This window comes from Synergistaceae bacterium (genome assembly GCA_017443945.1).
Lineage (GTDB): Bacteria > Synergistota > Synergistia > Synergistales > Aminobacteriaceae > JAFUXM01.
In genome coordinates this window covers 20,951-39,101 of sequence record JAFSXS010000106.1, presented here as the reverse complement: position 1 = coordinate 39,101, position 18,151 = coordinate 20,951, and the positions used below count along the sequence as shown (strand labels likewise).

The 18,151-nt window shown below is 41.3% G+C and carries 17 protein-coding genes; 9 read left to right on the top strand and 8 right to left on the bottom strand.

The annotated features are described in order from the left end of the window. The first annotated feature begins 43 nt into the window (after positions 1-43). Together ade and IJT21_11005 are read left to right on the top strand one after the other, a co-directional pair. A complete protein-coding gene (ade, locus tag IJT21_11010) occupies positions 44-1,738 on the top strand; it encodes an adenine deaminase (protein MBQ7578780.1) in 1,695 nt (564 codons plus the stop codon). A gap of 36 nt (positions 1,739-1,774) precedes the next feature. Then, positions 1,775-3,085: an NCS2 family permease gene (locus tag IJT21_11005; protein MBQ7578779.1), complete on the top strand. Its 1,311-nt coding sequence runs from the start codon at positions 1,775-1,777 to the stop codon at positions 3,083-3,085. A 53-nt stretch (positions 3,086-3,138) separates the two neighbouring features. Here IJT21_11005 and IJT21_11000 read toward each other — a convergent pair whose 3' ends face one another. Both IJT21_11000 and IJT21_10995 read right to left on the bottom strand, forming a co-directional pair. Further along, positions 3,139-3,357 (bottom strand): DUF2922 family protein, encoded by a 219-nt coding sequence (locus tag IJT21_11000; GenBank protein ID MBQ7578778.1) that lies wholly within the window; start codon positions 3,355-3,357, stop codon positions 3,139-3,141. Between the two features lie 40 nt (positions 3,358-3,397). Beyond that, positions 3,398-3,625, bottom strand: a complete 228-nt coding sequence (locus tag IJT21_10995; protein ID MBQ7578777.1) for a hypothetical protein — start codon at positions 3,623-3,625, stop codon at positions 3,398-3,400. Positions 3,626-4,460: 835 nt separating this feature from the next. On the opposite strand from IJT21_10995, the gene prfB reads away from it, so the two are divergent. The 6 genes from prfB to IJT21_10965 all read left to right on the top strand — a co-directional run bounded on the left by prfB (position 4,461) and on the right by IJT21_10965 (position 10,037). Then, on the top strand, positions 4,461-5,525 hold the full coding sequence (gene prfB, locus IJT21_10990; protein MBQ7578776.1) for a peptide chain release factor 2: 1,065 nt from the start codon (positions 4,461-4,463) through the stop codon (positions 5,523-5,525). Beyond that, the gene (locus IJT21_10985) at positions 5,518-7,185 is read left to right on the top strand and encodes a hypothetical protein (protein MBQ7578775.1); all 1,668 of its coding nucleotides are present in this window, start codon (positions 5,518-5,520) and stop codon (positions 7,183-7,185) included. Before prfB ends, IJT21_10985 begins: the two co-directional genes overlap by 8 nt. A 9-nt stretch (positions 7,186-7,194) precedes the next feature. Then, complete coding sequence (tmk, locus tag IJT21_10980; GenBank protein ID MBQ7578774.1) at positions 7,195-7,800, top strand: dTMP kinase; 606 nt, start codon at positions 7,195-7,197, stop codon at positions 7,798-7,800. After that, positions 7,797-8,258 carry a DUF327 family protein gene (locus IJT21_10975; GenBank protein ID MBQ7578773.1) on the top strand — a complete coding sequence of 154 codons (462 nt, stop codon included), beginning with the start codon at positions 7,797-7,799 and terminating at the stop codon, positions 8,256-8,258. Before tmk ends, IJT21_10975 begins: the two co-directional genes overlap by 4 nt. Next, on the top strand, positions 8,234-8,950 hold the full coding sequence (locus IJT21_10970) for a hypothetical protein (GenBank protein ID MBQ7578772.1): 717 nt from the start codon (positions 8,234-8,236) through the stop codon (positions 8,948-8,950). Before IJT21_10975 ends, IJT21_10970 begins: the two co-directional genes overlap by 25 nt. A gap of 106 nt (positions 8,951-9,056) precedes the next feature. Further along, positions 9,057-10,037: a hypothetical protein gene (locus tag IJT21_10965; protein ID MBQ7578771.1), complete on the top strand. Its 981-nt coding sequence runs from the start codon at positions 9,057-9,059 to the stop codon at positions 10,035-10,037. Between the two features lie 113 nt (positions 10,038-10,150). Here the strand turns inward: IJT21_10965 and IJT21_10960 are convergent, their stop codons facing one another. The 6 genes from IJT21_10960 to IJT21_10935 all read right to left on the bottom strand — a co-directional run bounded on the left by IJT21_10960 (position 10,151) and on the right by IJT21_10935 (position 16,995). After that, the gene (locus IJT21_10960) at positions 10,151-11,809 is read right to left on the bottom strand and encodes a phosphoenolpyruvate carboxykinase (ATP) (GenBank protein ID MBQ7578770.1); all 1,659 of its coding nucleotides are present in this window, start codon (positions 11,807-11,809) and stop codon (positions 10,151-10,153) included. 110 nt (positions 11,810-11,919) lie between these two features. Next, entirely contained in the window at positions 11,920-12,954 is a 1,035-nt protein-coding gene (mnmA, locus tag IJT21_10955) for a tRNA 2-thiouridine(34) synthase MnmA (protein ID MBQ7578769.1), read from the bottom strand. Positions 12,955-12,957: 3 nt separating this feature from the next. Continuing rightward, positions 12,958-14,136: a pyridoxal phosphate-dependent aminotransferase gene (locus IJT21_10950; protein MBQ7578768.1), complete on the bottom strand. Its 1,179-nt coding sequence runs from the start codon at positions 14,134-14,136 to the stop codon at positions 12,958-12,960. Positions 14,137-14,264: 128 nt separating this feature from the next. Beyond that, the gene (locus tag IJT21_10945) at positions 14,265-15,218 is read right to left on the bottom strand and encodes a LicD family protein (GenBank protein MBQ7578767.1); all 954 of its coding nucleotides are present in this window, start codon (positions 15,216-15,218) and stop codon (positions 14,265-14,267) included. 147 nt (positions 15,219-15,365) lie between these two features. Continuing rightward, positions 15,366-16,802, bottom strand: coding sequence for a leucyl aminopeptidase (locus IJT21_10940; GenBank protein MBQ7578766.1), 1,437 nt, complete (start codon positions 16,800-16,802; stop codon positions 15,366-15,368). Continuing rightward, positions 16,792-16,995 carry a 50S ribosomal protein L28 gene (locus IJT21_10935; GenBank protein MBQ7578765.1) on the bottom strand — a complete coding sequence of 68 codons (204 nt, stop codon included), beginning with the start codon at positions 16,993-16,995 and terminating at the stop codon, positions 16,792-16,794. Before IJT21_10935 ends, IJT21_10940 begins: the two co-directional genes overlap by 11 nt. A gap of 159 nt (positions 16,996-17,154) precedes the next feature. On the opposite strand from IJT21_10935, the gene IJT21_10930 reads away from it, so the two are divergent. Next, positions 17,155-18,144 carry a TAXI family TRAP transporter solute-binding subunit gene (locus IJT21_10930; protein ID MBQ7578764.1) on the top strand — a complete coding sequence of 330 codons (990 nt, stop codon included), beginning with the start codon at positions 17,155-17,157 and terminating at the stop codon, positions 18,142-18,144. The last annotated feature ends 7 nt before the right edge of the window (positions 18,145-18,151 follow it).

The following is an 18,151-nucleotide window of genomic DNA, read 5'->3' as shown; positions in this document are numbered from 1 at the left end:
TTAGAGTGAATCCACGCGAGCAATTTATAAAGGAGGCTCAATAATGATAAAATTTCCAGCTGTAGCAAGAGGCGATTTAGAAGCAGATATTATCATTCACAATGCAAGGATCGCAAATATTTTCATGAACTCGTACGAACTAGCTGACGTTGCTGTTTATTCCGGCAAAATTGCAGGCATAGGCGAGTATAAGAATGCACGCGTACACTTTGACGCAGAAGGACGCGTTTTAATTCCCGGCATGATAGACGGTCATATACACATTGAAGACACAATGATGACTCCGGCAAATTTCGCGAATCTTGCAGCACTTCACGGAACTAGCGCAGTTATGGCAGACCCTCACGAAATTTCTAACGCACTGGGAATCGCAGGACTTGAATACATGTTCTCGGCCTCGCGTTCGTTGCCGATTGATATATTTTTCGGTGCGCCCTCGTGTGTTCCTGCAAGCGATTTCGAGACTCCTTATCAAGAACTCGACATGAACGCAATTAAATCAATGTTCGACTCAGGACTCACACAACATTTAGGCGAAATGATGAATTATCCCGCAGTAATTTCCGGTGACTCTGACGTATGGGGAAAAATTTTATCAGCAGGCAACAGGCCCATAACCGGTCATGCTCCGGGAGTGTCGGGAAAAGATTTAAACGCTTATATGTGCGCAGGAATTGACTCTGATCACGAATGCACAACACTTGATGAGGCACGGGAAAAATTATCTCGCGGAATGTGGCTGATGATTCGTGAAGGTGCTGCGTTCCCTGACTTAAAAACTTTACTCCCCCTAATCCGTGAAAATCCTTTGAATGCTGCAAGATGTATGATAGTCAGCGATGACATAACAGCTAGATATTTGCTCGAACGCGGACACATGGACGAGAAAATGCGCATAATGTGCCGTGAAGGTCTTAACCCGTTTACAGCTCTAAGGATGGTAACGCTGACTCCTGCAGAATATTTCAGATTATATGACAGAGGAATTATAGCGCCGGGGAAAATTGCGGATTTCTCATTATTAGAGTCGGACAAAATCGACGAAAATTTTGCGGTTAATTCAGTGTGGAAAAATGGCCGTCAAATAATGCGCGATAAAGACGTTTTCAGCATTAACGAATCTGAACATTTAGCACCGGCAATCAAGACTCATGTTACAAGAATCCCGACAGAATCACAGATAAAAATCGATACAGCCGGAAAATTAATTAAAGTCATAGGCATTACACCAGGAAGCATAATAACAAAAACTCTCGAACTTGACCCGGCAAAAGAAAATGACATTGCAAAAATTGTAGTCCTCGAACGACATAACGACACTGGCCGATTTGGTGTAGGCTTCATTAAGGGACTCGGCATAAAATCGGGTGCTGTAGGTTCAAGTGTTGCTCATGACGCGCATAATTTCGTGGTTGCAGGTGCTGACGATACAAGCATTATTACGGCGTTGAAGGCTCTTGCGGATTTGGGCGGGGGACTCGTTTTGACTCAGGGCGATAAAATTATTAACTCCTTTGCACTTCCGATCGGCGGACTAATGAGCTATTTATCAGCTGAAGAAGTAGCAAACAAACTCGCAGACATGGAAGACTCAGCAAAGACTCTAGGAATCGAAATAAATCATCCGTTTATGGTCTTGTCATTCTTGTGCTTGAGCGTAATTCCTGAATTGAGAATCACAGATCAGGGCTATATTGATATTACCAAAGGGGGAAAGCAGGATATTTTTGTGAGATAATAACAAGCATTCTTAAAATTTAGGAGCGTGATTTGAATGTCATTATTCCGAATCCGTGAGAACGGTTCAACGTTTACAACAGAAGTTCTTGCAGGCCTCACAACATTTTTGACGATGTCATATATTATAATCGTCAACCCTGATATTTTAAGCGCGACAGGTATGGACAAAAACGCACTTGTAATAATCACGTGTCTTGCGTCTGCCTTAGGTACGTTTTTAATGGCTGTGCTTGCAAATTATCCGATTGCACTTGCTCCCGGAATGGGGTTAAATGCGTTTTTTGCGTTCGGAGTCGTCCTAAACATGAAGATAAACGGCCAGCCGGTAACATGGCAGATGGCACTTGCAGCAGTATTCATTGAGGGAGCTATTTTCGCAGCATTGACCCTCACAAATATTCGTGAAGCAATAATGAATTCAATTCCCAAATCACTCAAAATCGGAATTTCTGCGGGAATAGGCTTATTTATTGCGTTTATCGGCCTTCAGTCAGCCGGAATAGTAGTAAACAATGATTCAACACTTGTAGAACTCGGACACTTCAAGAATAATATTCCCATGATGTTAGCTATGCTGGGACTATTTATCATGTCGGTATTGACGGCCTTAAAAGTTAGAGCAGCACTCTTAATCGGAATCGTAGTAATTACTGCAATATCTATAGCGATGGGGTTATCTCCTATGCCTGAAAAATTATTTGCTATGCCCGAAATGAGTTCAGTTACGCCATTAATCGGCAAATTAGATTTCTCGATGATAAAGGCTCCGGAATTCTGGATCGTAGTATTTACATTTTTCTTCGTTGATTTCTTTGACACGCTTGGGACTCTTGTAGGTGTGTGTTCGCGTTCGGGACTTCTTGACGAAAACGGGAATTTACCGCGCGCAAAGGGTGCATTAATGGCCGACGCTGTTGCAACAATGGCAGGTGCAGTAATGGGAACTTCAACAGTTACAAGCTATGTAGAAAGCTCGTCGGGTGTAGCTCAGGGCGGCAGAACGGGTTTAACGGCGATTACTACTGCATTATTATTTGTCGCTGCTATATTCTTTACGCCGTTAGTTACGATTGTCCCGGGTTATGCGACTGCACCGGCTTTGATTCTTGTCGGAATATATATGATGATGTCATTGCGTGATATTAATTACGATGATTGGACAGAATTAATACCGTCATTGATTGGCTTCTTCATGATGCCGTTTGCTTATTCTATCGCAGTAGGAATTGAATTTGCTATAGTTCTTTACGTTGCAATGAAGATTTTGACGGGCAAATTTAAGGATATTTCTTTCTTGATGGTAGCTTTGAGTGTACTGTTTATCGCTAAAGAATTACTTGCATAAGTGATATAATAAAAGCTCCCCAGCCTCGTGAACTGGGGAGATATTTTTTTGCACTAAGATAAATCAAATTCGTTCTCAGTGGTAGTAACAAGTTTTGCGCCTTCCAAACTTACGGGAACAGGATCGAAAACGCTCCCGTTTGTTATTATTGCTTGTACTAACGTTCTTACGTCTGCTGTGCGGAGTTCGGGATCTGCATACTTGTAGCTGAAGTTATGATTTTTCCCGTCATCGCATGTAAACGCCATTACAACTTTTACACTAGTAGCCATTATTTGTTCACCTCCTATCATAAATGACCTATTACTGCTCCTAAGCCGCTTCAAGAATGTCTACTGCGGTTTTCTCGACTCTCAAAAGCTCTTTGCTAAAACACGGACTCAATACTGCTACGATATTCATTACTTTGTCCGCGTCAAAAGCTGTCTTGCTCATGCTTCCGAGACTAACAGATAAAGTTTTTGTTGTGCCTTTGTCGCTTACTCCGTTATTGAGCTTGAGACTTACTGCTAAGCGTTTGGCTGTTATAGTAACTGCCATCTTGTTCACTTCCTTTCAATCAAATTTGTATTACATGAGATATTATAAGTCATATTTGAGATCTGTCAAGCAAAATTTTTATAATGTTAAAATTTGTTGTAAAGTCTGATAATTACGGGATTTATGCGATAATAACAGAAAAATATTAGCGTTCAAGAATGAATTATTTGTATATAAATGATTGATTTGTGCGTCGTCCGGTGATTTCATTTAATTTCTGCTGCTCTGTCGTTGAGTGCTTCAAGGTGCCTTAATTGCGTTAAATTCAGGCTTCTCCCACAATTTAGCGAGACAATTTTTCAGACCTTTTTAGCCTCAACAAAATCTGACTCATTTATAAAGTGTAAAATTTTTTGTTGAAGTATCTGCAATAAATTATATGGAAGTAAATCAGTGATTTTTTCTTCAGCCAATGCAAAAAATATTCTATTGGATTTAGCTATGGTGAATAGGGCGGTAAAAATATTATTTGGGAGAGTCAGATTTTTGTCCCCTTCCTCCTTCAAATGTTTTGTCTACTTATAGCATCTTAACTAGTGTATGACCTTGTAATTTATATTTATATATTAAATTTTGTTGTATGTGTGCGACCCGTTTTTTCTCGCGTTTTTGCTAGGCCTTTTTTCCCGCTCATAATTATAAATGCACGTTTCCGAAAGACTTTAAGGTAATTAACGTTACAAGACATATCGAAATTTTTTATTTTCTCCCGTCTTTATGGATGGGACAATTTTTTATTTGCAAAGTATGATATTATTTCCCATATATTAATGAAAGGTGTACGCCATGAATCAAAATATTAAATCAGAACTGGAAGAACTGCACGCGCTAATTTCTGCAATGCAGGACAGCCTTTGACCTTCCCGCACTTGAAAAACGCTCGCAGGAACTCACAAAGATAACTTCAGACCCAAATTTTTGGACTCAGGAAGACAGCAGCAACACTCTTAAGGAACTTGCGCAAATAAATTCACGTCTCGATAACTGGACTCACATAAACTCAGAATATGATGATTTAATCGCTATCGAGGAAATTTTATCGGACACTCAAGACAACGAGCTTGAGTCAGAGTTCACGCAAAGATATTCAGCCCTCAAAAACGAGCTTGAACGCACAAGTTTATTATTACTGCTGAATGAGCCTTATGACTCGTCGAATGCAATATTAATGATTCATGCAGGTTCGGGAGGGCTTGACTCGCAGGACTGGGCCGGAATGCTGTTAAGAATGTATCTGCGTTACTGTGAGCGTGAGGGATTCAAGACTAACATTATAGAAGCAGCAACAGACGAAGGCGAGGGCATAAAGAGCGCTGCTGTCATGATAGAAGGTGCTTACTCGTACGGATTTCTCAAAGCTGAAAAGGGAGTGCATAGACTCGTAAGGATTTCACCGTTTGACTCTGCTCATAGAAGACACACAAGTTTTGCGGCTGTTCTCGTGTCGCCTGAATTTCCTGATGATGTCGATATTGAAATTAAGCCGGAAGATTTAAAGATTGACACATTCAGAGCAAGCGGCGCAGGAGGTCAATACGTCAACAGAACTGACTCAGCCGTCAGAATAACGCATTTGCCGTCGGGTATAGTCGTAACCTGCCAGAATGAACGATCACAGCACATGAATAGACAAGTAGCTATGCACGTTTTACGCTCAAGATTATTTGAAATCGCGAATCAAGAACGTCAAGAGGAATTAGACTCAGTTATCGGCGATAAGAAAGAAGCAGCTTGGGGGAGTCAAATTCGCTCATACGTCCTGCACCCTTATACGCTCGTGAAGGATCACAGGACAAATTACGAGACCGGCAATATTCAATCAGTATTAGACGGCGACATAAATAATTTCATAATGGAATACCTGAAGCAGCATTCAAAAGAGGTTAAGTCAAATGCGTAAAATTTTTATTGCGTTGATGATAGTTATTTTTTCGTGTGAAATATCTTGCGCAGAAAAATTTATCCCCGAACAAAAAATTATAAGCCTCACTCAATTAAAGCCGGGTCAAAAAGGTTACGCGCTAACAGTCTTACGAGGCACAGAACCGCAGAAAATTCCCGTAAAAATTGTAAGCATTATCCCGCAGAAACCGGGCAGACACGTAAATAATGAGATTCTCATAAAATTTTTAGGCGGCTACAAACTTGCAAAAGGTATGAGCGGCTCTCCAGTTTTCATAAATAATAAATTGGCCGGTGCAGTCCGTAGCGGCTGGGAAAATTCGGATCAGACTCTAGCGGCTGTTACACCTATTGAGTCAATGTGCTTATTGTTTGATGAAAAATTGCCTGGAAAAAATTTTTTAGCGGGCGATTTGATTTTATCGGGCATGACAAAGACTCAATCTCTCGAAAAATTTGCGGACTCTCTCGGACTTACTTTAACGCAGGGAATCTCGCGAACTTCCGGCGCATTGAATATAGATAATTCACGACTCAAACCTGGCGAGGCGCTTTCTGTTCTGCTTGCATGGGGAGACGTTGATTTATCGGCGGCAGGAACAATTACGGCAACATCTAAGGACGGAAAATTTATCGCGTTTGGACACCCATTTTTAAAGCGGGGCGGGGCAAATTATCCGGCAGCAAAAACTTTCATTCATGAGACAGTAAACAGCACTGCTTTCCCGTTCAAGTTAGCGACTCCACTTACAATTAACGGCACAGTAACGCACGACAAAGAGTCAGGCATTGCAGGAAAATTTAATTATTTCGCAAATTCCATAGCGTGTGAGCTTGTATTTAATAATTTGGACACAAGAGAGTCAAGCAAATATAAATTTCGTGTGATAGCTGATGAGTTCTTGACTCCTTCGTTACTTAACGGATTATATACCGGACTCGCTGAAGAGGCATGGGGGCGCAAAGGTCAGGGCACAATGTCAGTAAATCTGCGAATAGACTCTAAAAATGTCCCAAACGGTTGGACCCGCAAAGATATATTTTTCTCCGGTGAAAATGTTTTAGCAAAGGCTTTCGAGCAGTCAGTGAAAATTATCGACGCTTTCATGACTCAGCCCTTCTCCGATATTATGCCGGCCGGATTTAGAATCACTGTAGACGCAAGCAATTTACCCAGAGCTTTATTTATCGAGGACGTTCAGGCACCCAAAAGCGCAAGTCCCGGCGATGAAGTAATAATAATCGTAAAATTGCGTGAATGGAGGAAAGAAATTTTTACGCGAAAATTTGTCCTGCGAATCCCTGAGTCAGCGTCCGGAGTCTGTGAGGTCGTAGTCAGAGGCGGCAGCAATAACCCAATGAATCAAATCGCAATAGAATCCGGCTATAAATCTATTAACGGGCTCGCTAGAATGTTGAACGAACTAAAAGCTATTGACGCAAATAATGAACTCTTTATCGAGCTGAACACTGACAAACTAGGCGAATCGTTGAGAAATGCTCTTAGCGGCCATAACAACGCAGATTTTCTGCCGGAAGAACAGGAATATTTAAGCGAGACCAAATCACGCCGAATCAAAGAAGGAACGCTCAAAATTTTTACTTCTGAATACTTTATTGACGGCATGATGAAGCGCATTATACACATAGAAAAGTGAAGTGAAGCAATGAACGCAAAATTTATCACAATAGAAGGCATTGACGGAACCGGAAAAAGCACTCAGGCCGGAAAAATTGCACACTGGCTGAAAACTTTTACGGGGCGAGAAACTATTTCGACATTCGAACCGGGGGGCTGTGAGACCTGCAAAAAACTGCGCGAATTTATTTTGTCGAGCGATAATTATAACTCGTTGTCGGAGCTTTTATTATTTCTCGCTGACAGAGCCGAACACGTCGAAAAATTAATTTTGCCGGAACTCAAAGCAGGCCATAACGTTATTTGCGAGCGTTATAATGACTCGACTCTTGCCTATCAATCGGGAGGACATAATCAAAATATTTCTCGCGCAAGAGAGCTTATAAAGGCTTGCAATTTCCCCGAACCTGACATAAAAATTTTTCTCGATATTGACCCGGAAACAGCTTTTAAACGAGTCCAGGCGCGAAAAAATTTACATGACAAATTCGAGTCAGAAGGCTTTGACTTGATGAAACGAGTCGCAGATTTTTATCGGTCATGCAGTGATTTTATCGTGATTAAGTGCGATAATTTATCAATAGAAGAAACTTTCAGCGCGATAATTTCAAAATTGGAGGCTTTGTTATCGTGAGTCCCATTCAAATAAAACGTAGCGGGGGAGAACCTGCAGCATCATCACAGCCCAGAGTCGAATATGGAAGCTCAAGCACAGGACAGCACGCCGAACCAGCATCGCCGATTTCAGCGTCGGGATTCTCGTTTGAGTCAGCAATGGAGTCCGCCGAACTTGAAGATTTATTAGACCAGTTATACGAGCTTTCAGACAAGTTATCAGTTTTTCCGGGCGGAAAGTTAATCGCTGAATATAGATCCGTCCTGCATGAATTATTAAAGCGCGCTGCAAAGGGTATGCGAATCAAACGCGATATGAGGTGGCGCAAAACAGATAGAAAAATGTACGTAACTATCGAACGCGCAGAAAAAGCTATGGACGAGCTTGAAGAGGCTTTTATGTATGAAGGTAACCGCACAAAAGCACTGGCCTTAATGGAGGAGATAAAAGGTTGTCTGATCTCGCTGTTAATGTAACGTGGCAGAATATTTTAAATGAGGCTGATACACACTGTCGGGCAATCGCAGCACCGGCCAAGTGGCACAATGAAATAATTGAGTCACTCGCGAAAAAAATTTTAGGCAGCTATAGACCTTCTCACCCTGATTTATTAATTTGCGGTGAAATCGACAAAGCCCCGAATATAGATTTATGCCGGGATTTAATAAATGATATTGCATTAAGGCCGCTCGAATCACAAAAACGTCTTGGCGTGATAATGTGCGCTGATAAATTAAATCTTAATGCGGGAAATAGCTTATTGAAACTCGCTGAGGAACCGCCCGAACACGCTTATTTGTTATTCTTGATGGAGGACTCGCGATTCTTTCTGCCGACTTTGAGAAGCAGATCACGTTTTAACACGTTGACAGCTCACGACGAAATTAAATCACTCCCGATCCCGCAAAATGATTCTGAATGGGTCGAATGGCTTGCTAAAACTCGCAGTCCTTCAGCAAATGCAGACGAAATTATAAACGATTTAGAGAGCTGGCTTAACTGGGCGGCGTTCGGCGAAAATGAGTCTATTGCTGAAAAATTAGCGTTCTTGAAGATTATAGCTGACAAGAAAAATTTATCAGTTCCGCAATTATCCGACATTATAATATTGACACTTAGAGAGGAAGAAAATAATTACTGTGAACGTATATTTAACGATCTTTGGTAAGCCGCGTTATTTGGGGTTGGCAAAGATAAACAACGAAAAAATTTTACAGGATTTAGAAGCAAATAAATCACAATGGGTAGTATTAAAGACTCCTAGAGGCATAGAAATGGGACTACCCGGCGGCAGACTTTCACCCGAACAGGAAGAAAAATATCAGGCTGACTCATCAACTTTTGAGGATTCGACAGAGTCAATTTTGCAGAATGTAGAATTTGTGAAGGAAGCTGACCCTGAAGACCTAGAAATTTATTACACCTGCCGTCATGATGAACAGAATGCACTATTACGGGCGCGTGATATTCTTGTGTCTCATAACCTGAAATTAAAGCTCGTCGACGTTGAATACATGTTAGACCGCAAAAAATTATTCTTTTACTTCACGGCAGATCAAAGAATCGATTTTCGCGCATATGTTCGGGATTTAGCGCACGAATTTAAGACACGAATCGAAATGCGTCAAATTGGTATTCGCGACGAAGCTAGAATCGTTCGGGGTATTGCCTCTTGTGGTAGGCCGTGCTGCTGCGGTTATTGGCTGAGGGGGTTCTCTCCTATAAGCATTAAAATCGTGAAGGAACAAAGAACGGCGTTAAATCCTACAAAAATTTCTGGTTTGTGCGGGCGGTTAATGTGCTGCATGTCGTACGAGAAAGATTTATACTCGGAATTATGGTCGAAATTGCCGGGGCCTGGCGCGAAAATAAAGACTGAACAGGGATTCTATACGCTTGAAAGTCTCGATTTAGGCAATGAACACGTAAATGTAAGATTTCCGACGGGGAGACTCGTTCCTGTGTTAATTAGCGAGTTTCCAGATTTTAAAGAGGCTGTCTTGAAGGGTGAAGAATGGGGCGAAGATAAAGAATTGCTCGAAAAGAAGAAGGCTGCTCAAGAACGAATCGCACGAATCGAACGCGCAAAACTCGAACGTCCGCGAGTCAAAGTCAATGCAGGAACTTTACGCCCATCAAAGCCAGTAGAGCCTCAAGACCAACGCAAGCCCAAACCTGCAAATAATCAGAGCAAAAATAATAAATCTCAACGCCGCAAGAGACCACGCAAAATGAATAAAGAATCGAGCAAATAAATTTTTATGATGCATTGCCTCCGTATGATTTAAAAATTGTATGGAGGTTTTATTTTATGAGCAAAAAAACTGCGCCCCGGAAATTTCCAGAACGCAGCCGTTAAAATCTTATATTAGCCTATTTCAGCAATTAATTTTTCTACTGCTTCTACAGCATCTGCCGGAAGTTTGTCAATTCCGCCACGCTCAGTCTCTCTTGATTTAATGAAGTTCAGTCTATCCTGAAAACGTTTCTTCAACTGCGTGCGATATTCCTCGTTGCTTAAATCTGCGTCAAAGCCGGGAATTTCCATTGTCTTAATGCCGCTCAATTTTCCGAACGGTACCCAGTTTGCTTTACCCTCAACAATGCGCTCAATGATCATCAAAGTATTTTCTTTGCCGACCGGTTTGCCCATGAAATTGCCCGTGTTCAAAATGTAGCAGTCTACACCGTCAGAAATTAACTGTTTGAATCTCTCGTAGTCCATTCCAAGCGGGTACGTTCTGAACGGGTTAGCATAAGGCTCGCAAACAAGTGCGTCTGGGTCTACACCGGGGGCGAGATTTTCTGCGCTTGTGCGTTTTGTTGCAAGTGTTGCGCCTAATACTGAAGCGAGCGAAGGTCCCTCAAGTTTTAATACAGGAGGCAGAGTCGGATCTCTCATCAGCCAGAAAATAGCATTTAACGGCTCGTCGATTCTGTCGACTCTGTTCGGCGACCATAAACGTGATTTAATTGCGCGTCCGTTGCCGTTTCTCACGTCTTCAGTAACTGCGATTAATTTTCCGTCAGCGTCTTTCACACATCCGCAATTCTGTAATGTAAGAAGGAATTTATTATCAGGGCAGCCGATCGGATAATCTGCAACCTTGTCAAAATATGTCGGCTCTAATGCGATTGCGTATTTATCCTTCACGTTTACGACAAATGCATCATCGTGCAAGACCATAACGTCATATTTTCCGTCGTGCTTTGCGTGGGTGATTGTTGATTTTCCTGACCCTGACAGACCAAATGCGGCCAAGACATATTTTTTGTTGCTGCCGTCCTTGAGGGTATAACGCTTTAAACCACCGTGGCATGACGCGTAACCGTTTCTAGCTGCGATTCCCCATGCAAGTGTGAGAGTTCCTTTTTTGAGTTCTCCGAAATATCTTAAGCCTAAAACTATTGCGCAGTTCTCTTCAGGTGAGAAGAAAGCGAGTCCGAGCGGAAAATCAGGGTGCGACCAGTCGGGATCTGCTACAAAGAAAATATCTCCGTCATGATCTGAAATTCTGCGTGATTTCTCGTATCTAGGCTTGTAGGCTTCATTTGCGTACTGGAAATTAATCATCCAGTTGTATAAATTGTTCTCGTAGCCTTCAGGTAAAATAATATGTGCGCTTGTCATAAAATCTTCGTCGAGTCCTACATAAGCGTCTGCCTGATATAATTTTTTGTAGCGCATTTGATAGACCGCTTCACGAATAATTTTGCAGTATTTAGCAACGTCTACATCAGGATAGCCGACGATTCTGCGTGCTGCTGCTGTACGTCCGAAAATTGCGCCGTCGTTGAAGAGTAATACATTTGCGTCCATTGGTAATTCTTGCTCGGTGGGCTTGTAGACGGGCATTCCGGTTAATTCGATTGTGCCGGGTGAATTTTTCGCGAGATTGTAGGCCTCTTTCAGGTCTAAAACGTGATGAACGTTATTTCCGTAAAAAAGTGTTTCGATTGTTGTACGCGGTTGTGCGTGATAGACTTTCTTAAAATTTTCGGGATCATAATATCCGATTGTTGACATATAAAAAATTTTCCCCTTTCTGAATAAAAAATTTCAGGTTTTCGCGGTAATTATAGCATTAATTAATAATTTGCCGTGTAATAATTGCAATATAAATCCTGAGTTTTTCATCAATGAATCACTCGCGATATTGTCCCGCCGCCGATCACTGTATCTCCGTCATAAATTACAGCTGCCTGGCCGATTGCCGGGACTTTCTGAGGTTCTGCAAATTCTATTATCAGCGTGTCAGAATTAATTTGATTGATTATTGCCGGAATCTCTTTTTGTCTGTAACGCAATTTGACTCGTGCATGAAGATTATTTATTGTGTCAAGAGCTATTAAATTCGCGTTATCGGCAATTACTCCGCGGGCCTGTAGGATTTTCGCGCCGTCTTCAGCAAGCGTTATAGTGTTCGAGCTCGTATTAATTTCTGCGACATAAAGCCGTGATTTTGCAGCAACACCGAGCCCCCGTCTTTGTCCGGCTGTATAATTTATGATTCCCTTGTGAGTGCCTATTATTTGGCCTGACTCATTTATGAAATTTCCGGGTTCATAAATTTTCCCCGTGTAAGACTCGATAAAGCCCGCATAATTATTATCAGGTACAAAGCAAATATCTTGAGAGTCATTTTTTCGCGCATTGATGAAATTTAAAGACTCTGCAAGCTCTCTGACTTCAGGTTTTGTCATGTCTCCTAACGGGAAATCAATTTTTGCGAGTTTTTCCTGAGTCAGCATGTAAAGAACGTAGCTTTGATCCCGTGCTGAATCTTTGGCCTTGCACAATAAATAACGTCCTGAAGTATCGCGCTCGATTCTTGCATAATGGCCGGTAGAAATTCTGTCGAGGTTCAAATTTTTTGCGTGATCGAATAATAATCCGAACTTCAAGAATTTATTACATGTTATGCAGGGATTCGGGGTGCCGCCTGACTCGTAGACCTTCACGAAATTTTGAATCACGAGCGAGTCAAATTCTTTCGAGCAGTTAATTATTTCGTGCGGAATATTAAGAGATTCACAAATTTTTTGCGCATCATCGGGTGAATTTCCGTGCAAAATCATTGTAGCTCCCACGCATATTTTATACTTCTCACGCATTAAATAAGCGGAGACGCTGCTGTCAACACCTCCGCTCATGGCAATTAAAACGCTCATGAACTATTTTAATAACTCGCTCATTTTCTGAAGTCTTCTGATGGCCTCGTCTAACACTTCACTTGAGCGCGCAAAATGGAATCGAATCAAATTATTTATAGGCTCACGGAAGAAACTCGACCCCGGGACTGCTGCTACTCCGATATTCTTTATTACCCACTCACAGAACGCTAAATCTGTCCAGCCTTCAAACTGGGGGAGCTCTAAGAAATTGCTAATATCGACCATGACGAAATAAGACCCTTGCGGCACATTATGCTTGAGTCCTGCTTCATCGAGTCCGAGCAAAAATCTATTACGTTTTTCTGTATATTTTGCTTTGAGTTCGTCATAATATTCGGGCGGGAGCTTGAACGCATTAACGGCGGCTTCCATGAGGGGGGCAGCTGCTCCTACTGTTAGGAAATCATGAACTTTGCGCGCACCGTCGACAACATCAGCAGGGCCGATTAAATATCCGAGTCTCCAGCCGGTAATTGAATAAGTTTTCGAGAGTGAATTGCAAGTAATGACATGATCAAATAATCCCGGAAGTCCTGACGCGTAAACGTGTTTATAAGGATCAAATACTATATGCTCGTAAACTTCGTCAGTTATGATAAAAGCGTCATATTTTACAGCAAGCTCGCCTATTGCGATTAATTCATGCTCGGTGAAAACTTTTCCGCAAGGATTCGAGGGGTTGCAGATAACTATAGCTTTTGCGCCGTCTTTGAATCCCTGTTCAATTAATTTTATGTCAAAATCGTATGTCGGCGGCACTAACGGAATATAAATCGGTGTTGCTCCTGATAAAATTGCGTCTGCTCCGTAGTTTTCGTAAAATGGCGAGAAGACCATAACTTTATCGCCGGGGTTGCAGATTGTCATCATTGCTGACATCATAGCTTCAGTACTTCCGCATGTGATAACTATTTCTGTTTCGGGGTCAATTTCATGGCCTATAGCTTTGCTTTGTTTCTCGCATACTGCATCACGGAAATTTTTAGCTCCGAAAGTTATAGCATACTGATGAGGGCCTGTATAAGCTGCCTTTGCGAGTGAGTCAAGCATTTCTTTGGGCGGATCCCAGTCGGGGAAACCCTGCGATAAATTAATTGCGCCGTATTTGTTGCTGATTCTTGTCATTCGGCGGATAACTGAGTCTGTGAATGTGCCGACTCTATCACTTAATTTCGGCATGGTAAAATTTCAGATCCTTTCGTTATGTATCACAATATTTCTAGACAATTTTAAATTTTCACGGCAGATTTTGCAATATTTTCATCTTTTCTCCCTCTCCGGGCTTGGGATTTAATATAACTCCATTTTTATTTATCGATCGGGTGGCCTTCTTCTGTGTAATATTTATATGAGTGTTCTGTGTCATAAAAATTGCCGTGTCTTTCCCTTATATAATATTTGTGCCAGTCGCCGTAATATTTATTTAATATTTTTTCCCAACCGGATGGGGCTGGAATATTTAGAGTCTCAAACGATAAATAAACAGGGTTATCAAATTCTGAACGCTCCAAAACCATGCGCGAAAGAAAATCAGCTTCCCACAAACACACCAGTTTTGCAACATATTCGCTGTTAAAATCTTTGTATGACGTAATTATATCAATAAATTTTGCTAGAGTTTTATGGCCGTAATCATATTTTGATAAGAGGCGGGAAATTATATATTTCATGGGTCTCTTCAACAAATTAGGCGATGGAATATATAAATCTGTCAACTTTAGTATTTTTTCTGTCTTCAGCGAAAATTTGTCCGACTTATTAATAAATTTTAATGCTGCTTCCCTGTCATCAGGTATGTTATCCAGCGGAAAAATATCTATAAATATTCCCTGCGAAAAATTTAAATTTTTTATTCCCGAATCCATTAATAAACGCGTACGGCCTTCGATTATTGTAGTTTCTTCATTACAGAGTTTGGCAAATGATAATAATCTTCCTCTTTCGTGAGTCTTTGCTGTTATCAATGCATAAGGCTGCTTAAATTCTTTATCCGCAACATCAAGCAATTTATTATAATCCTCGCGCATTACAGCCAAGTCAACGTCATCATCCCACGGAATAAAACCTTTATGACGCGCTGCACCTAATAACGTCCCTGAGTCCGCGTACCACTTAATATTATACTTCTCGCAGACCCGCGCAAATTCCGCAATTAAATCAAGCTCAACCGCCCAGACTCTTTTCATTTCCGGACTGACATAATAGCCGCACCTTTCTTCGCCGTAATAAAAATTTTCCGGAATATCTAATTTTATGTTCATAATTAACACTCCTGTATGAACGCGCACAAAAAAACCGTGAGAGCCTCACAGCCTTTTATGACTGCAAAACTTTCACGGTTATAAACTCTTAAATTTTTGCGTAAATTACCTAATCGGGGGGGGTATTTCTACTTATATAAGACATAATTAATTACTCCCGCAAAGATAATTTAAACAAGTTCTAACTCCGAATGCGCTTGCACCCCTGCAATAAATTCCGCGCTCCTTGTCAATAAAATCAACGCCGGCTATATCCATGTGTGCCCATGCAATATTTTCGCTGATAAACTCTTTCAGGAACAAAGCAGCAAATATCGCACCGCCATATCTCTCGCCGCAATTCACTAAATCAGCAAACGGAGACTTTAACGACTCTGAAATAATGTCATCTTCTAACGGCATTCTCCAGTAAGACTCGCCGCTCTTAATCGACGAATCAAGCAAATTTTTTGCAAGCTCTTCATCATTCGCAAATAAACCTGCCCGATTTTTTCCTAGAGCAACGGCACAAGCTCCCGTCAATGTTGCCATGTCGATAATTGCATCAGGTTTTAACTCGCTGGCAACGCACAAAGCATCAGCAAGAACGAGTCTCCCCTCTGCGTCAGTGTTGTTAATTTCTATAGTTTTCCCGTTTCTCGCGCAAATAATATCATCGGGCTTGTATGCATTTCCTGAGGGCATATTCTCGGCAGCCGCTAAAATTCCATGAACTTCAAGATTTAAATTTAATTCAGCAGCACCCTTCAAGATTCCCAGAACGTTGCAAGCTCCGGTTTTGTCGCCTTTCATTGTTAGCATAAATTGATCGGGCTTGATATTTAATCCGCCACTGTCAAATGTTATACCTTTACCGACGAAGACTATTTTTTTTGCGGGATTTGCAGGTTTGTACGTCAAATGAATTAATCGAGGGGGATTCTTTGAACCTTTGCCGACTGCAAGTAACGCGCCCATTTTCTCGGATTCTAATTTTTTCTCGTCCCAAATTTCGCAGGTGAGATTTAAATTTTTCGCGAGTTCTTGAGCTTTATCCGCAAGTACTTCAGGAGTTATGACGCAGCCCGGCTCGTTTGCAAGTTCACGCGAATAAATCTGTGACTCGGCAAATATTAACCCGCTAGAAAACTTTTCCGGCTCGTAAATGTCCGTATAAATCTCTTCTAGCGCAAAAGGTTCGTAATCATCAGCCTTAGACTTGTATTTATCGAACTTGTACGCACATAAACCGGCAGCTTCACCCAATGCAAGGCTCAACGAGTCAAAATCTTTCAGGTTCGAGAGGTGCACAAATACGCTTTTATTGTGATCGTTGCCAATTTTACGGAATCCCGACGCAAGAGAATTGCGGATAATATTTAAATTGCAGTCTTCGCGCTTTCCAAGTCCTACCAAATATAAATTTCCCTCAACTAACGGAACACGCAAGAGACTCCCTTTTTTGCCGGTAAAATCTTTTCTGGCGGTGAGAGTCTCTACTATTTCGCAGATTTCGTGATTAAGACCTGAAATTTTTTCGCCCTCATGCAATAATAATAACAACGAGTCAGGCGAACAAATATTTTCAACGCGCTTAATTTGCATTAACAGCCCTCTTGACGTAGCCGGACTTGAGACACTTTGTGCAGACTCTGGCCTTAAAGTATGAACCGTCGCCCGCATCAACTTTTACTGTCTGAAGATTAATCATCCAGCGTCTTCTTGTGTGTCTATTAGAATGGCTTACAGCGTTTCCGGAGACCGGACCTCTTCCGCAGCATTCACAAAATTTAGCCATGATAAAATATTCCTCCAATATTTACAATTTATATTTTCACAAATAAGTATTATAGCATTGAGTCATTGCAAAAGCTCATGAAAAATTTTTATTCACGATTTATATTATATCCTGTAAAATTTTATATCACATATTTTATGACGGGAGGAAATTTTTAGCATGAAACGATTATTTATCGCGCTGACTCTAGTATTATTAATTGCGTCATCATCATATAGCAGCGAATCTGACTGGCCGTCGCATTTAAGATTTATGTCAGGGCCTAAGGGCGGAAATTGGGAGACTCTCGGCGCGGCACTATCAGAAATTTTCACAAGCTCCGGACTTCCTGAGACAATAAGCGCGTCAGGTGCAGGAGTATCTAACATTTTGAACACTCACGCAAGAAGGTCAGATTTCGGCTTCTCTGTAACATCATTATTGGGAGCAGCACTCAAGGGCGAGTCAGATTTCAGAGGCCGTGCAGTAAACAACGCAGTAATCATGACAAATTTATATACTCAGTACACATATTTTATCGTGAGAAAAGATTTTGCCGCGAAAAATAAAATTAAGTCCCTCGATGACATAATTAATAACAAAATCGCAGTGAGATTCGCGACTCTCAAGCCCGGCACAAGTTCAGAATTTGTGATTAAGGCCTTATTCGATAAAGCATTCGGAGTCGATTACAAGAAATTTTTTGCGTCAATCGGAGGAAGTGTCGAATATTTTTCCTACGAAGCCGGAGCAGATTTACTCGTTGATAATCACCTTGACTGCTTTGCGTTCTCGGTCGGGAAAATTGCGCCGATAGTAACAAGCATAGAGTCCCGCACTGATATAATTTTGCTGCCGGTGAGTCAAGAAGCGTTGAATAAACTTTCTGACGCATATGGAACTGTAACACTTGAGATCGAACCGGGAATCTATAAATCAGTGCTTGAACCCGTAAAAACAATCGGTGATTTCACATGCATAGTGATTCGTAAAGATTTGCCGGACTCACTTGTTTATGCGCTGAATAAAGCAATATGGGACAATAAAGAGTCTTTAACCGCAAAAGTTGAGGACATGAGCGAATTAACACCTGATACAGCACTTCCCGAAAAAATTCCTACACATAACGGAAGCATAAAATTTTGGAACGAGATCAAGTCAGGCAAGTAAATAAAAA

Bases quoted from the DNA above. Each gene is read 5' to 3' on its own strand.
- IJT21_11005 (MBQ7578779.1), top strand. From the start codon at position 1,775: ATGTCATTATTCCGAATCCGTGAGAACGGTTCAACGTTTACAACAGAA.
- IJT21_10950 (MBQ7578768.1), bottom strand. From the start codon at position 14,136: ATGCCGAAATTAAGTGATAGAGTCGGCACATTCACAGACTCAGTTATC.
- IJT21_10985 (MBQ7578775.1), top strand. From the start codon at position 5,518: ATGCGTAAAATTTTTATTGCGTTGATGATAGTTATTTTTTCGTGTGAA.
- IJT21_10995 (MBQ7578777.1), bottom strand. From the start codon at position 3,625: ATGGCAGTTACTATAACAGCCAAACGCTTAGCAGTAAGTCTCAAGCTC.
- IJT21_10935 (MBQ7578765.1), bottom strand. From the start codon at position 16,995: ATGGCTAAATTTTGTGAATGCTGCGGAAGAGGTCCGGTCTCCGGAAAC.
- IJT21_11000 (MBQ7578778.1), bottom strand. From the start codon at position 3,357: ATGGCTACTAGTGTAAAAGTTGTAATGGCGTTTACATGCGATGACGGG.
- mnmA (MBQ7578769.1), bottom strand. From the start codon at position 12,954: ATGAGCGTTTTAATTGCCATGAGCGGAGGTGTTGACAGCAGCGTCTCC.
- IJT21_10960 (MBQ7578770.1), bottom strand. From the start codon at position 11,809: ATGTCAACAATCGGATATTATGATCCCGAAAATTTTAAGAAAGTCTAT.
- IJT21_10945 (MBQ7578767.1), bottom strand. From the start codon at position 15,218: ATGAACATAAAATTAGATATTCCGGAAAATTTTTATTACGGCGAAGAA.
- ade (MBQ7578780.1), top strand. From the start codon at position 44: ATGATAAAATTTCCAGCTGTAGCAAGAGGCGATTTAGAAGCAGATATT.
- IJT21_10930 (MBQ7578764.1), top strand. From the start codon at position 17,155: ATGAAACGATTATTTATCGCGCTGACTCTAGTATTATTAATTGCGTCA.
- tmk (MBQ7578774.1), top strand. From the start codon at position 7,195: ATGAACGCAAAATTTATCACAATAGAAGGCATTGACGGAACCGGAAAA.
- IJT21_10940 (MBQ7578766.1), bottom strand. From the start codon at position 16,802: ATGCAAATTAAGCGCGTTGAAAATATTTGTTCGCCTGACTCGTTGTTA.
- IJT21_10965 (MBQ7578771.1), top strand. From the start codon at position 9,057: ATGGGACTACCCGGCGGCAGACTTTCACCCGAACAGGAAGAAAAATAT.